This is a genomic window from Sorangiineae bacterium MSr12523 (assembly GCA_037157775.1).
GTDB lineage: Bacteria > Myxococcota_A > Polyangia > Polyangiales > Polyangiaceae > Pendulispora > Pendulispora brunnea.
Genome location: CP089982.1, coordinates 4,961,256 through 4,977,489, shown reverse-complemented (window position 1 = coordinate 4,977,489; position 16,234 = coordinate 4,961,256). Strand labels below are relative to the sequence as shown.

The 16,234-nt window shown below is 69.4% G+C and carries 2 protein-coding genes (both only partly in view); both read left to right on the top strand.

Features of this window, described 5'->3' with window-relative positions; translation table 11 throughout:
• Positions 1–6,799: the final stretch of an SDR family NAD(P)-dependent oxidoreductase gene (locus LZC95_19195; protein ID WXA98935.1), read on the top strand. The gene continues 13,325 nt to the left of window position 1, outside the view; the window shows 6,799 of its 20,124 coding nt (coding positions 13,326–20,124); its start codon lies off the left edge, out of view; it ends in the stop codon at positions 6,797–6,799.
• On the top strand, positions 6,789–16,234 hold the 5' portion of the coding sequence (locus tag LZC95_19190) for a type I polyketide synthase (GenBank protein WXA98934.1). It continues 1,177 nt past the right edge of the window; the window shows 9,446 of its 10,623 coding nt (coding positions 1–9,446); it begins with the start codon at positions 6,789–6,791; its stop codon lies beyond the right edge, outside the window. The genes LZC95_19195 and LZC95_19190 overlap by 11 nt, the downstream gene beginning before the upstream one ends.

Sequence of the window (16,234 nt, the reverse complement as noted above, 5' to 3'; positions counted from 1 at the left end):
CGATGCCCACGAGGCCAGCGCCCGCGCGCTCGCATTGCTTCAGACTTGGCTCGCCGACGAGCGCTTTGCCTCCGCGCGCCTCGTGCTCCTCACGCACGGGGCCATCGCCACCGATCCGCGCGAGGACGTTCCCGATCTCGTCCACGCCCCCATCTGGGGACTCGTCCGCTCCGCCCAGGCCGAGAATCCCGATGCCGCCATCGTCCTTCTGGACACCGATGATTCCGACGCCTCCCGCCGCGCGCTTCCGGCGCTTCTCTCCACCAAAGAGCCGCAGCTGGCCCTTCGCCAAGGCAGCGCCGTCGTGCCGAGGCTCGCGCGCGTGGCGACTTCTTCCGAAGGGGCCGCCGTTTCGCTCTCCGAGGGCACGGTCCTCGTCACGGGTGGCACCGGCACACTCGGATCGCTGTTCGCGCGCCACCTGGTGAAGGCCCACGGCGTGCGGCACCTTCTTCTCACGTCGCGCCAAGGGCCACGCGCCCAAGGCGCAGAAGAACTCGCGCGCGAACTCACCGAGGCCGGCGCCCGAGTCACGGTCGCCGCCTGCGACGTCGGCGATCGCGCGGCCCTCGAAAGGCTCCTGGCGTCCGTCCCCGCCGAGCACCCGCTCACCGGTGTCGTTCACACGGCGGGCACGCTCGACGATGGCGTGCTCACGGCCCTCACGCCGGAACGGTTGCACCGCGTCCTTCGTACCAAGCTCGATGCAGCGATGCACCTGCACGAGCTCACGCAGTCGTGCAACCTCCGAGCGTTCGTTCTCTTTTCCTCGCTGGCCGGGGTGATCGGCGGGCCGGGGCAAGGCAACTATGCCGCGGCGAACGTCTTCCTCGACGCGCTCGCCCACCACCGACGGGCGCGAGGGCTCGCGGCACTCTCGCTCGATTGGGGCTTCTGGGCCGACACGAGCGCCATGACCGCGCACCTCACGGAGGCCGATCGGCGGCGCATGGCGCGCGGCGGTCTGGAGCCGCTGGCCGCACACGAGGGGCTCGCCCTTTTCGATGCCGCCCTCGCCGGGGCCGATGCCGCCTTGGTCGCCGCGGGCTTCGATGCCGCACGGGCTGCGCGGCACACCGCGGATGCCGCGGCCGTCCATCCATTGCTCCGTGGGCTGGTTCGCGTTCGGGCTGCGCGACGGCTCGCCACGAACACGGCCGAGGCTTCCTCCCTGCAGCAGCGCCTTCTTGCACTCGCGCCCGAGGCGCGCGAAGCGACGTTGCTCGATCTCGTGCGGCCCGAGATTGCGGCGGTGCTGGGCATTTCGTCGCCCCGGGCACTGGATCCCCAACGGCCGCTGCAAGAGCTGGGACTCGACTCGCTCATGGCCGTGGAGCTTCGAAACAGGCTCTCCGCCGTCACGGGCCTGCGACTGCGGGTGACGCTTTCGTTCGACCACCCGACACCTGCCGCACTGGCGCGCTTCCTGACGGCGCAGGTCGTGGGTCACGAGCCGCCGGTGCCGGCACCGCGGGCGGCCAAGGTATCGCCCGTCGCGGACGAGCCCATCGCCATCGTCTCCATGGCGTGCCGCTTCCCCGGTGGTGCGCGGACGCCGGAGGAGCTGTGGAAGCTCTTGTGCGACGGCCGCGATGTCATCGCGCACCTGCCCGAGAACCGAGGCTGGGAGGTCGAGGCCCTCTACGATCCGGATCCCGAATCGCCCGGCAAGAGCTACGCGCGCGAGGGTGGGTTCCTCTATGACGCCGACCTGTTCGATCCGGGCTTCTTCGGCATCAGCCCGCGCGAGGCCCTGGCCATCGATCCGCAGCAGCGGCTCTTGCTCGAGACGTCGTGGGAGGCGCTCGAGCGTGCCGGCATCGATCCGGCGTCGCTCGCTGGCTCGCAGACGGGGGTCTTCGTTGGCGTCATGTACAACGACTACAGCCTGCTGCACGCACCGGGCGAACTCGAAGGCTACGTGGGCACGGGCAGCTCCGGCGGCGTGGCCTCCGGGCGCATCGCGTACACGTTCGGCTTCCATGGACCGACCATCACCGTGGACACGGCGTGCAGTTCGTCGCTGGTGGCCATTCACCTCGCCTGCCAGGCACTGCGTCAGGGCGAATGCTCCCTCGCGCTCGCGGGCGGCGTCACCGTCATGGCCACGCCGGGCGCGTTCATCGTGTTCAGCCGGCAGCGAGGCCTCGCCCCCGACGGCCGATGCAAGTCGTTCTCGGCCCAGGCCGATGGCGCAGGGTGGGGCGAGGGCGCGGGCATGCTCCTGCTCGAGCGCCTCTCCGATGCCACGCGCCACGGGCACCCCGTGCTCGCGCTCGTGCGCGGGTCCGCCGTCAACCAAGACGGCAAGAGCCAAGGCCTCACGGCGCCGAATGGTCCTGCCCAAGAGCGCGTCATTCGCCAGGCGCTCGAGAATGCGCGGCTCGCTCCGCGCGACGTCGACGCCGTCGAGGCGCACGGCACCGGCACGACATTGGGCGATCCCATCGAAGCGCACGCGCTCCTTGCCACCTATGGGCAGGGCCGCCGTGAGGATAGGCCGCTCTGGCTGGGGAGCCTGAAGTCCAACATCGGGCATACGCAGGCGGCCGCTGGGGTCGGGGGGGTCATCAAGATGGTGCTCGCCCTGCAACATGGGCTCTTGCCCAAGACGCTGCACGCCGAGACGCCGTCGCCGCATATCGATTGGGCTTCCGGGAGTGTGCGGCTTTTGAATGAGGCCGTTCCGTGGGCGAGGAGTGGAGAGCCTCGGCGGGCCGGGATTTCGTCCTTCGGGGCAAGTGGGACCAATGCCCATCTCGTGTTGGAAGAGGGCCCCACCCCCGCCCCCGCCCCCATGCCCGTGCCCGTGCCCGTGCCCGTGCCCGTCGTACTCTCCGCCAAGAGCGAGCCGGCGTTGCAGGCACAGGCAGCGCGGTTACGTGTGCATCTGGAGAACCATCCCGAGCTGCAGCTCGCCGATGTCGCCTTCTCCCTCGCCACCTCCCGCCCCCACTTCGAGCATCGCTCCGCCTTCGTCGTGCGCGATCGGCTCGAGTTGCTCGGCACTTTGCAATCGCTCTCCGTTGCGCCCAATCCCGGCGGAAAGCTCGCCGTCCTCTTCTCCGGGCAAGGCAGCCAGCGGCCCGAGATGGGGCGCGCCCTTTATGACGCCTTCCCCATCTTTCGCGACGCCTTCGATGCCGTCTGCTCCCACATCGACCTCCCGCTGCGCGATGCCGTTTTCCTTTCCGCGCACGATCTCGACCAAACCCTCTTTGCTCAGACCTCCCTTTTCGCCTTCGAGGTCGCTCTCTTCCGCCTCTATCAATCCTTTGGACTCGAGCCCGATGCTCTCCTCGGTCACTCCATCGGCGAGCTCGTCGCCGCGCACGTTGCCGGGGTGCTCTCTCTCAAGGACGCCTGCACCCTCGTCTCCGCGCGCGCTCGCCTCATGCAAGGCATCGACCTTCGCGGCGCCATGGTCGCCATCCAGGCCTCCGAGGACGAGGTCCGCTCCCTGCTCCGACCCGGCGTCAACATCGCCGCCGTCAATGGGCCGGCCTCCATCGTCATCAGTGGTGACGAAGATCCCGTGCTCGACCTCGAGCGGCACTTCGTCGCGCTCGGGCGCAAGACCTCGCGCCTGCGCGTCAGCCACGCCTTTCACTCCCACCACCTCGACGGAATCCTCGACGACTTCCGACGCGTCGCCGAGTCCCTCGACTTTCACCCTCCGCGCATCCCCATCGTCTCCAACCTCACCGGCCGTCTCGATACCGACCTGATCTCCCCTCGCTACTGGGTCGAGCACGTCCGCCACGCCGTCCGCTTCGCCGACGGCCTCCAAACACTCCACCAACACGACGTCCGCACCTTCCTCGAGCTCGGACCCCACGCCGTCCTTTCGCCCCTCGTTTCCGACGGCCTGGCCATCACCTCCTTGCGCAAAGATCGCAACGATCTCGACGCCTTCCTCGCTTCCCTCGCATCCCTCCACGCCTCCGGGCGCAACCTCGACTGGAACGCCTTCTTCCAACCTTTCAGCCCTCGTCGCGTCGAGCTGCCCACCTACCCCTTCCAGCGCCAGCGCTTTTGGCTCGACGCCCCCAAGCCCGCCCGCGCGCACGTTGCCTCGGCGGGCCTCGCCTCCGCGAATCATCCGCTGCTCGGCGCCGCCGTGCCCCTCGCAGGCTCCGACGGCTTTCTCTTCACCGCGCGCTTGTCCCTCTCCGAGCACCCATGGCTCGCAGGGCACGCCGTCTTTGGCTCCGTCATTTTGCCCGCCACCGCCTTCGTCGACTTTGCCCTCGTCGCCGCCCATCGCCTCGGCCTCGCCTCCGTCGACGAGCTCACCCTTCACGCTCCCATCACCTTGCCGCCCGGCGACGCCGTCGTCTTGCAGCTCTCCGTCGGTCCCTTGCAGCAAGGACACCGCGCACTCGATCTCTATGCGCGTTCCGCCGACGCCCCCGACGAGGCTCCCTGGACCAAGCATGCCTCCGGCTCGCTCGGCCCCGCACCCGACCTCCGCGACGACGACGCCTCGTTGCGCGACTGGCCACCCCCCGGTGCCGCCTCGCTCTCGCTCGAAGGCTTTTACGAGCGCCTTGCCGATGCAGGCCTCGCGTACACGGACTTGTTCCAAGGCCTGCGCGCCGTCTACACGCGCGGTGAAGAGCTCTTCGCGGAGGTCGCCCTCCCCGCGTCCGACGGTCATGGCTTTGCTCTTCATCCCGCGTTGCTCGATGCCGCGCTGCAGGCCATCGCGGGCGTCCGTGACGACGAAGATGCCACCGTGCTGCCCTTTGCGTGGAGCGGGGTGTCGCTTTTGGCGGTCGGCGCATCGAGTTTGCGCGTCCGCTACCAACGTGATCCTTCGAGAAACAGCGTTGCGCTGACCTTGGCCGATTCCAGCGGTGCGGCCGTGGGGTACGTCCAGGGACTCGCCAGCCGGCCCGTTTCGGCGGAACAACTTCGCGGTGCGGTGCCGGCGCCACGCGATGCACTTCTGCGCGTCGAGTGGACCGCGCCCGCGCCGGCTGCGCCCTCGGCCGGCAGCCTCTGGGCGCTCGTCGGACGAGACTCGTGCGGCTTGCCGTTCACCCATTGCGCGCACCTCGATGCCGTCCCGGATGGAACGGAGGTCGTCGTGATTCCGTTCCTGGATCCGAGCGAGGACCTCATCGCCGCCGCGCACGAGGCCACGTCGCGCGCACTTGCGCTGCTCCAGGCCTGGCTCGCCCATCCACGGTGGGCCTCCTGCCGGCTCGTCATCGTCACCCGAGGCGCCGTGGCCGCGCGCCCGGACGAGGACGTCGATCTCGTCCACGCGCCGCTCTGGGGCCTCGTTCGCTCGGCCCAGGCCGAAAACCCAAACCATGGGATCTTTCTCGTCGACATCGATGGCACGGAAGCCTCGCGGCGCGCGCTTCCCACCGCGCTCGATGCGGCGGAGCCCCAGATCGCGCTGCGCAACGGGAAGGCCCTCGCACCGAGGCTCGCGCGGATCGCCGCCACCCACTCCGCACCCCGCGCGTTCGCCGAGCATGGCACGATCCTCGTCACGGGTGGCACCGGTGCGCTCGGCAGCCTCGTCGCCCGGCACTTGGTGCGCGCCCATGGCGTGAGGCACCTGCTTCTCATCTCCCGACGCGGGCTCGCTGCGCCCGGCGCCGAGGATCTGCAGCGCGAACTCGACACAGCCGGCGCACGCGTCACCGTCGCCGCATGCGATGCGGCCGATCGCGCGTCGCTCGAGGCCCTGCTCGGGACCATCCCGCACGAGCATCCCCTCACCGCGGTCGTTCATACCGCCGGAACCCTCGACGACGGTGTGCTCGCCTCGCTTACGCCCGAGCGGTTGCGGGCGGTGCTCCAGGCCAAGCTCGATGCCGCCGTCCATCTGCACGAGCTCACCCGCGCGCTCGATCTCTCCGCGTTCGTTCTCTTCGCGTCGCTCGCCGGTACGCTCGGTGGCCCGGGCCAGGCGAACTACGCCGCCGCCAACGTGTTCCTCGACGCGCTCGCGCAACACCGCAGGAGCCAAGGCCTCCCGGCGATCTCCCTTGACTGGGGCCTCTGGGCCGGCGAGGGCATGAGCGCGTCCCTGACCGAGGCCGACCAACAGCGCATGGCGCGCGGCGGGTTGCGACCTCTCACGCCGGAGAAAGGGCTCGCGCTTTTCGACACAGCGCTGGCCCACATCGAGGCCGCCGTCGTCGCGGCAAGCTTCGATGCCACGCGGTTCGATGGGCACCCGATGCTCCGCGGCCTCGCGCGAGCCAAAGCGATCCCGCGTGTCGTGACGGCGCCGGCGGCATCGCTCGAACAGCGCTTGCGGCCGCTCTCTCGTGAGGAGCGGGAGCGCGTGCTGCTCGAACGTGTGCTCGCCGAAGCAGCCCTCGCCCTGAGCATCGCCTTGCCCACCAGCATCGAACCGCATCGCCCGTTGCAGGAGCTCGGACTCGATTCCCTCATGGCCCTCGAGCTGCGCAACCGGCTTGCGGCTGCAACGGGATTGCGACTCCACGCCACGCTTCTCTTCGACCATCCGTCGCCCCTCGAGCTCGTGCGCTGGTTGTACGCCGCGATGTTTGGAGACGATGCGCCACCGCAGGCCACCGCGTTCGCGGAACTCGACAAGCTCGAAGCGCTCGTCACCACCATGGACGCGGACGATGCGGGGCGCGAGGGCCTCGCGCTGCGGCTGCAAGCCATTCTGTCGAAGTTGGGGGCGGCTCGGACTCCACGTGGAGGCCCGGACGTGGCTCGGCAGCTCGAGTCCGCGACCGACGACGAGTTGTTCGATTTTTACCAGCAAGTTCGAAAGGTCGGGAGTCTGACCAATGACGCATGACGAGAAGCTTCGGGACTATCTGAAACGCGCACTGTTCGATCTCCACGAGGCCAACGAGCGGCTTCACGATGTGGAGGAGAAGAACCACGAGCCCATCGCCATCGTGGGCATGGGCTGCCGCTACCCCGGCGGCGTGCGCACCCCGGAAGATCTCTGGAACCTGCTGTGCGAAGGGCGCGACGCCGTCGCGGGCTTTCCCGAGGGTCGCGGGTGGAATGCGGAGGCGCTCTACGATTCCGATCCCGAGGCCGCGGGCAAAAGCTACGCGCGCGAGGGTGGCTTTCTCTACGATGCCGACGGTTTCGATCCCGGGTTTTTCGGCATCAGCCCGCGCGAGGCGCTCGCCATCGATCCACAGCAGCGGCTCCTGCTGGAGACGTCGTGGGAGGCCTTCGAACGAGCCGGCATCGCACCGGACACGCTCGCGGGCTCGCAGACCGGCGTGTTCGTCGGCATCATGTACAACGACTACAGCCTGCTGGACGCGCCCGCGGAGCTCGAGGGGTACGTGGGGATGGGCAGCTCGGCGAGCGTGGCCTCGGGGCGTATCGCGTACACCTTCGGGCTGCACGGTCCGACCCTCACCGTGGATACCGCGTGCAGTTCCTCGCTGGTGACGATCCACCTGGCCTGCCACGCGCTGCGCAAGGGTGAGTGCTCCCTCGCGCTGGCGGGCGGCGTGACGGTGATGGCCACACCCGCCGCATTCGTGGCCCTGAGTCGCCAGCGTGGCCTCGCCCCCGACGGCCGCTGCAAGTCGTTCTCGGCGGCGGCCGATGGCGCCGGCTGGGGCGAAGGCGCCGGTATGCTGCTGCTCGAACGACTCTCCGATGCGCAGCGGCATGGGCATCCCGTGCTCGCACTCGTGCGGGGTTCGGCGATCAACCAGGACGGCAGGAGCCAAGGCCTGACCGCGCCCAATGGCCCGGCCCAGGAGCGCGTCATCCGGCAAGCGCTGGAGAGCGCGCGCCTGACGCCGAAGGACGTCGATGCCGTGGAGGCACACGGAACGGGTACGTCGCTGGGGGATCCCATCGAGGCCCACGCGCTTCTGGCCACGTACGGGCGCGCCCATTCCGCCGACGAGCCGCTCTGGCTCGGGAGCCTCAAGTCCAACGTGGGGCACACGCAGGCGGCGGCCGGCGTGGGCGGCGTCATCAAGATGGTGCTGGCCATGCAGCACGGCGTTTTGCCCAAGACGCTGCACGCCGAGGTGCCTTCGCCGCACATCGATTGGTCCTCGGGCTCCGTCCGGCTCTTGAACGAGAGCGTGCCCTGGCCGAGCCACGGGCGCCCTCGCCGCGCGGGTGTGTCGTCGTTCGGGATCAGCGGGACCAATGCGCACATCGTATTAGAGGGTCTCCCCACGCCCCCTCCCGTGCCCGTGCCCGTGCCCGTGCCCGTGCCCGTCTTTCTGTCAGGCAAGAGCGACCCGGCCCTTCGAGCGCAAGCAGCCCAGCTGCGGGACCATGTGCAAAACCATCCCGAGCTAAGCCTCGCCGATCTCGCATTCTCCCTCGCGACCACGCGTTCGCACTTCGAGCACCGCGCCGCCGTCGTCGCCGCGCATCGAGACGCGCTCTTGAACGATCTCGCCTCCCTCGCCCGAGGCGAAACGACACCCGCGAGCGCGTTGGCGCAGAGCATCGGCAGCGGCAAGGTCGTCTTCGTCTTTCCAGGACAAGGCTCGCAGTGGCAAGGCATGGCCAAGTCCCTGCTCGAGACCTCGCCCGTCTTCCGTGCGGAAATCGAGGCCTGCGCGCGCGCCTTCACGCCCTTCTTCCAAGGCTCGCTCCTCGATGTGCTTCACGCCCGCGAGGGTGCACCCTCCCTCGACCGCATCGACGTCGTGCAGCCCGCCTTGTTCGCCGTCATGGTTTCCCTCGCCGCCCTCTGGAAATCCCTCGGTGTCCAGCCCGACGCCGTCGTCGGACATAGCCAAGGCGAAATTGCCGCCGCCTACGTCGCAGGCGCCCTCTCTCTCGACGACGCCGCACGAATCGTCGCCCTGCGCAGCCGCGCCCTTCTGCCCTTCGTCGGCCTCGGCGCCATGGCCGCCGTCGAAATGCCACGCGCCGACCTCGAGCCCCTCCTCGCTCCCTTCGCCGTTTCCATCGCCGCCGTCAACAGCCCACGCTCCACCACCGTCGCCGGCGATCCCCTTGCCATCGACGCCTTGCTCCGCGATCTCGAATCCAGGAACATCTTCGCACTCAAGCTCCGCGCCGACGTCGCCTCCCACTGCGTCCAGATCGATGCCCTGCGCGAGCAACTCCTGGCGGACCTCGCCGCCATCGACCCCAAGGCCGCCGCGATCCCCATCTACTCCACGGTGACGGCGCGCAAACTCGATGGCGCCGAGCTCGATGCCGCCTATTGGTTCGACAACATCCGTCACCCGGTGCTCTTCGGCGATGCGGTGCAATCGCTGCTCGGCGACGGCCATCGCTTCTTCGTCGAGATAAGCCCCCACCCCGTTCTCCTCTTGCCCCTGCAAGAGACCCTCGAAGCGAGCGATCTTCCCCACGCCGTCACCGGCTCCCTCTGGCAGGACGAAGGCCAACTCGAGCGACTTCTTCTCTCGCTCGGAGAGCTCCATACCCGCGGGCTCTCGATTGATTGGAACGCCTTCTTCGCACCGCTCGGCGCCCACCGTGTCCCGCTGCCCACGTACGCCTTCCAGCGAGAGCGCTATTGGCTCGAGGCATCGGGCACCAAGGCCGACGTGGCCTCCGCAGGACTCTCCTCCGCCGACCACCCGCTTCTCGGCGCGGTCTCCGCACTCGCGGATAGCGATGGCTTTCTCTTCACGGCACGATTGTCGCTCGTCGAGCAGCCTTGGCTCGCAAGCCATGCGGTCTTCGGCCGTGTGATCTTGCCTGGCACCGCCTTCGTGGAACTGGGCCTCGTGGCGGCCCATCATGCAGGTCTCGAGCAGATCGAGGAGCTCACCCTGGAGGCCCCGCTCGTTCTGCCGGCACGAGGGGCTACCTTGCTGCAGCTCGCCGTCGGTGCACCGGATGGCGCCGGCCGACGGCCGCTGTCCGTCCATGCGCGGGCGGAGCGCGATGCTTCGTGGACCCGGCATGCCAGCGGCGTGCTCGCCCCCGCGGCGGTGGCTTCGCCCGGCTTCGATGCGCGCGTTTGGCCACCGGAGGGCGCCACCGAGGTTCCGCTCCAGGGCTTCTACGAGCGGCTCGAGCAGGCGGGCCTGACCTACGGTGAGGTCTTCCAGGGACTGCGTGCGGTTTACAAGCATGGTGACGAGCTGTTCGCCGAGGTGCACCTTCCGGCCAAGGATGGCGCCCGGTATGGCGTGCACCCTGCGCTCCTCGATGCGGCGTTGCATGCGCTCGCGGTGGAGAGCATTCACGGGGCGGCCGACGTCGTGCTGCCCTTCTCGTGGGGCGGTGTGTCGCTCCATGCCCGCGGGGCGTCGGTCGTGCGGGTGCGGTTCGCTCGGTCCGAGGAGGGCGGCTTCGCCATCGAGGCCGTCGATGCTGCGGGCCAGGCGGTGGCCTCCGTCGAGACGCTCACCAGCCGGCCCGTCTCGTCGGAGCAAATCGCCGGTGCGCGCTCCTCGGTGCGCGATGGGCTGTTGCGCGTGGAGTGGGCGCCGTTGCAGGTCGACGCACCGACCCCCGAGCATTGGGTGCGCCTCGGGCCGGGCGAGCGCTACGAGAGCCTCGCCGCGCTCGCGAACGCGCTCGACCGCGGCGAACCCGTGCCCGATGCCGTGGTGGTGCCCTTCGTGGCGAGCGCGCGGGGCGACCTCGTCTCCGAGGCTCACGAGGCGACGGCGCGCGCACTCGCGCTGCTTCAAGCGTGGCTCGCCGACGAGCGCTGGGCATCGACACGCCTCGTGCTTCTCACCCGCGGCGCCGTCGCCACCCATGCGCGCGAGGACGTTCCCGATCTGGTCCACGCCCCCATCTGGGGACTGGTGCGCTCCGCCCAGGCGGAAAATCCCGACGCGGCCATCGTCCTTCTCGATACGGACGACTCCGAGGACTCCCGCCGCGCCCTTCCCGCGATTCTCGCTGCGCGCGAGCCGCAACTCGCGCTGCGCAACGGCGGCGCCATCATCCCGAGGCTGGCACGCGCCGCCTCCGAACCGAGCCCCGTCTCGCTCTCCGAGGGCACGGTTCTCATCACGGGCGGCACCGGCACCCTCGGGGCGCTGTTCGCGCGCCACCTGGTGAAGGCCCACGGCGTGCGGCACCTTCTTCTCACGTCGCGCCAAGGACGATGCGCCCAAGGTGCAGAAGAACTCGCCCGGGAGCTCACCAAGGCCGGTGCCCACGTCACGGTGGCCGCCTGCGATGCCGGGGATCGCGCAGCGCTCGAGACGCTGCTCTCTTCCATACCTGCCGAGCAGCCCCTCACGGCCATCGTTCATGCGGCCGGTGCGCTCGACGATGGTGTGCTCGGCTCGTTGACGCCGGAACGGCTGCGCCCCGTTCTGCGGGCGAAGGCGGATGCGGCGATGCATCTGCACGAGCTCACGCAGTCGCGCAACCTCGCGGCCTTCGTGCTCTTCTCCTCGCTGGCCGGCGTGCTCGGAGGGCCGGGGCAGGCCAATTATGCGGCGGCCAACGTCTTCCTCGATGCCCTCGCGCACCACCGCCGGGCGCGGGGCCTCGCGGCGCTCTCCATCGATTGGGGGTTCTGGGCCGGCAAGAGCACCATGACCGCCCACCTCACCGAGGCCGACTTGCGGCGCATCGAGCGCGGTGGTCTCCTACCGCTGGCCATCCAGGAAGGGCTCGCCCTCTTCGACGCCGCCCTCGCGGGGAGTGATGCCGCGGTGGTCGCGGCGAGCCTGGACACGGGGAAGCTCGCGAAGCCGGCGGGCGACGTTCATCCCTTGTTGCGGGGCATCGTGCGGGTCCGGGCGTCGCGACGGCTGGCCCGCAATGAGGTCCAAGGTACGTCGCTCGAAGAGCGGCTTCTCGCCATGCCGCCCGAGGCCCGCGAGCGCGCCCTCGTCGAGCTGGTGCGCCCCGAGATCGCGGCTGTTTTGGGCATCGCCGATGCCAGCTCGCTGTCCCCGCACCGTCCATTGCGCGAGCTGGGGCTCGATTCGCTCACCGCCGTCGAGTTGCGAAATCGTCTTTCGGCCATGACCGGTTCGAAGCTGCCGGTCACCCTGTTGTTCGATCATCCAACCCCGGCTGCACTCGCGCGCTTTCTCATCGAGAGACTGCTCGGTGGCCAGCGTTCGCCCATCCGGGTGCGCCGGACGGCGAACGGCAAAGGCGACGATCCGATTGCCATCATCGGCATGGGCTGCCGTTACCCCGGCGGCGTGCGCACGCCGGACGATCTCTGGCAGCTTTTGGTCGACGGACGCGATGCGATCGCCGGCCTTCCCGACAACCGCGGGTGGGACCTGGGCTCGCTTTACGATCCGGATCCCCATGCTGCGGGCAAGAGCTACGCGCGGGAGGGCGGGTTCGTGTACGACGCGGACCTGTTCGATCCGGGCTTCTTCGGCATCAGCCCGCGCGAGGCACTGGCCATCGATCCACAGCAGCGGCTGTTGCTCGAGACGTCATGGGAGGCGCTCGAGCGCGCAGGCATCGATCCGGCGTCGCTCGCCGGCTCGCAGACCGGGGTCTTCGTCGGCGTCATGTACAATGCGTACGATGCCCGGCCGGCGCCCGAGGAGCTCGAGGGTTATGTGGGCATGGGCAGCTCCGCCAGCGTGGCCTCCGGGCGCATCGCGTACACGCTCGGCGTGCACGGGCCCACGGTCACGGTGGATACGTCGTGCAGTTCGTCGCTGGTGGCCATTCATCTCGCCTGCCAGGCACTGCGTCAGGGCGAATGCTCCCTCGCGCTCGCGGGCGGCGTCACCGTCATGGCCACACCGGGTGTCTTCATCGCGTTCAGCCGCCAGCGAGGTATGGCGCCGGACGGCCGATGCAAGTCGTTCTCGGCCCAGGCCGATGGCGCGGGCTGGGGCGAGGGCGCGGGCATGCTCCTGCTCGAGCGCCTGTCCGATGCCACGCGGCACGGCCACCCGGTGCTCGCGCTCGTGCGCGGGTCGGCCGTCAATCAAGACGGCAAGAGCCAAGGCCTCACGGCGCCAAATGGTCCTGCGCAAGAGCGTGTCATTCGCCAGGCACTCGAACATGCGCGGCTTGCCCCGCGCGATGTCGACGCCATCGAGGCGCATGGCACGGGGACGGCGCTGGGCGATCCCATCGAGGCCCAGGCGCTTCTCGCCACGTATGGGCAGGATCGTGCCGACGGAGAACCGGTCTGGCTGGGGAGCCTGAAGTCCAACATCGGGCATACGCAGGCCGCCGCCGGGGTCGGGGGTGTGATCAAGATGGTGCTCTCCTTGCAGCATGGGCTCTTGCCCAAGACGCTGCACGCCGAGACCCCCTCGCCGCATGTCGATTGGGCCTCGGGGAGTGTGCGGCTTTTGAATGAGGCCGTCCCGTGGCCGAGGAATGGAAAGCCTCGACGGGCCGGGATCTCGTCGTTCGGGATCAGCGGGACCAATGCGCACGTCGTGTTGGAAGAGGGCCCCGCCCCCGCCCCCGTGCCCGTGCCCGTGCCCGTGCCCGTGCCCGTGCCTGTCGTACTCTCCGCCAAGAGCGAGCCGGCGTTGCAGGCACAAGCAGCGCGGTTACGCGTGCATCTGGAGAACCATCCCGAGCTGCAGCTCGCCGATGTCGCCTTCTCCCTCGCCACCTCCCGTTCCCACTTCGAGCATCGCTCCGCCTTCGTCGTCCGCGATCGGCTCGAATTGCTCAGCGCTTTGCAATCGCTCTCCATTGCGCCGAACCCCGGCGGAAAGCTCGCCGTCCTCTTCTCTGGGCAAGGCAGCCAGCGGCCCGAGATGGGGCGCGCCCTTTATGACGCCTTCCCCGTCTTTCGCGACGCCTTCGATGCCGTCTGCTCCCACATCGACCTCCCGCTGCGCGACGCCGTTTTCCATTCCAAGCACGATCTCGACCAGACTCTCTTTGCTCAGACCTCCCTTTTCGCCTTCGAGGTCGCTCTCTTCCGCCTCTATCAATCCTTTGGACTCGAGCCCGATGCTCTCCTCGGTCACTCCATCGGCGAACTCGTCGCCGCGCACGTTGCCGGGGTGCTCTCTCTCAAGGACGCCTGCACCCTCGTCTCCGCGCGCGCTCGCCTCATGCAAGGCATCGCCCTTCGCGGCGCCATGGTGGCCATCCAGGCCTCCGAGGACGAGGTCCGCTCCCTGCTGCGACCCGGCGTCGACATCGCCGCCGTCAATGGGCCGGCCTCCATCGTCATCAGTGGTGACGAAGACGCCGTGCTCGACCTCGAGCGGCACTTCCTCGCGCTCGGCCGCAAGACCTCCCGCCTGCGCGTCAGCCACGCCTTTCACTCCCATCACATGGACAGCATGCTCGACGACTTCCGACGCGTCGCCGAGTCCCTCGACTTTCACCCTCCGCGCATCCCCATCGTCTCCAACCTCACAGGTCGTCTCGATACCGACCTGATCTCCCCTCGCTACTGGGTCGAGCACGTCCGCCACGCCGTCCGCTTCGCCGACGGACTGCACACACTCCACCAACACGACGTCCGCACCTTCCTCGAGCTCGGACCCCACCCCGTCCTTTCGCCCCTCGTTTCCGACGGCCTGGCCATCACCTCCTTGCGCAAAGATCGCAACGACCTCGACGCCTTCCTCGCTTCCCTCACATCCCTCCACGCCTCCGGACGCAACCTCGACTGGAACGCCTTCTTCCAACCTTTCAGCCCTCGTCGCGTCGAGCTGCCCACCTACCCCTTCCAGCGCCAGCGCTTCTGGCTCGAGGCTGCGCCCTCGCTTCGAGCCCCGGTTGCCTCGGCGGGCCTTGCCTCCGCGAACCATCCGCTGCTCGGCGCCGCCGTGCCCCTCGCAGGCTCCGACGGCTTTCTCTTCACCGCGCGCTTGTCCCTCTCCGAGCACTCGTGGCTCGCCGGGCATGCCGTCTTTGGCTCGGTCATCTTGCCAGCCACCGCCCTCGTCGACTTTGCCCTCGTCGCCGCCCATCGCCTCGGCCTCGCCTCCGTCGACGAGCTCACCCTTCACGCACCCCTCACCTTGCCGCCGCGCGACGCCGTCGTCCTGCAGCTCTCCGTCGGCCCCTTGCTGCAAGGATGCCGCGCGCTCGATCTCTACGCGCGTCCCGCCGATGCACCCGACGAGGCTCCCTGGACCAAGCACGCCTCCGGCTCGCTCGGTCCCGCACCCGACCTCCGCGACGACGACGCCTCGTTGCGCGACTGGCCGCCCCCTGGGGCCACCCCGCTCGCCCTCGAGGGCCTTTACGAGCGCCTTGGCCAAGCGGGTCTCGTCTATGCCGAACCATTCCAAGGCCTGCGCTCTGTCTACACGCGCGGTGAAGAGCTCTTCGCCGAGGTCTCCCTCCCCGCATCCGGCGGCCAGGGATTTGCTCTGCATCCCGCGTTGCTCGAGTCCGCGCTGCACGGGCTCATGGTCGAACACCTTCTCGAGACCCGCGACGTTGCGCTGCCCTTTGCGTGGAGCGGCGTGTCGCTTCGGGCCATCGGGGCCTCGGCCCTGCGGGTGCGCTTCGCGCGGGCGGCGGGTGCCGATGCCGTGTCGATGGTGCTCGCCGATGCTACCGGCGAACCCCTGGGGCGCGTCGAATCGCTCGCCAGCCGGCCCGTGTCCGCCGAGCAGCTCCGCGCCGTGAGCGCGTCTCGTCGCGCGGACCTCCTGCGGGTCGAGTGGACGGCACGCGAAACCACGTCGCCGCCTCCGCTCTTCGAGCAGTGGGCGCTGCTCGGTCCCGATTCGCACGGGCTGCCGGTCGACCTCTACGACGACCTCGCGGCGCTTCAGCGCGAGCTCGATCGAGGGGATATCCCGCGCCCCGACGTGGTCGCGGTCCCCTTCCTGGCGCAGACCGACGACGTGCTCTCCGCCGCCCACGAGGCCACGGGCCGTGCTCTCGCGCTGCTCCAAGCCTGGTTCGCCGACGAGCGCTTCGCCGCCTCCCGTCTGGTCCTCCTCACCCGAGGCGCCATCGCAACCCGGCCCGACGAGGACATCGATCTCGCCCACGCGCCGCTCTGGGGCCTCGTTCGCTCGGCCCAGGCCGAACATCCCGATCGTCCTGTTTTCCTCGTCGATGTCGACGCTGCCGAGGCCTCGCGCCGCGTGCTGGCCGCCGCCTTCGACCCGGCGGAGCCGCTCTTTGCCCTGCGCGAAGGCCGCGTGCTGGTCCCTCGGTGCGTGCGCCTGCCCGCAGCGCCCGAGGCCGCGCGCCCGCTGGACCGAAACGGCACGGTGCTGGTCACCGGAGGCACGGGGGCGCTCGGAAGCCTCGTGGCTCGCCACTTGGTGCGTGCGCACGGCGTGAGCCACCTGATTCTCGTCTCGCGCCGAGGAGCGAACACACCGGGCGCCGAGGACCTGCAGCGCGAACTCACCGC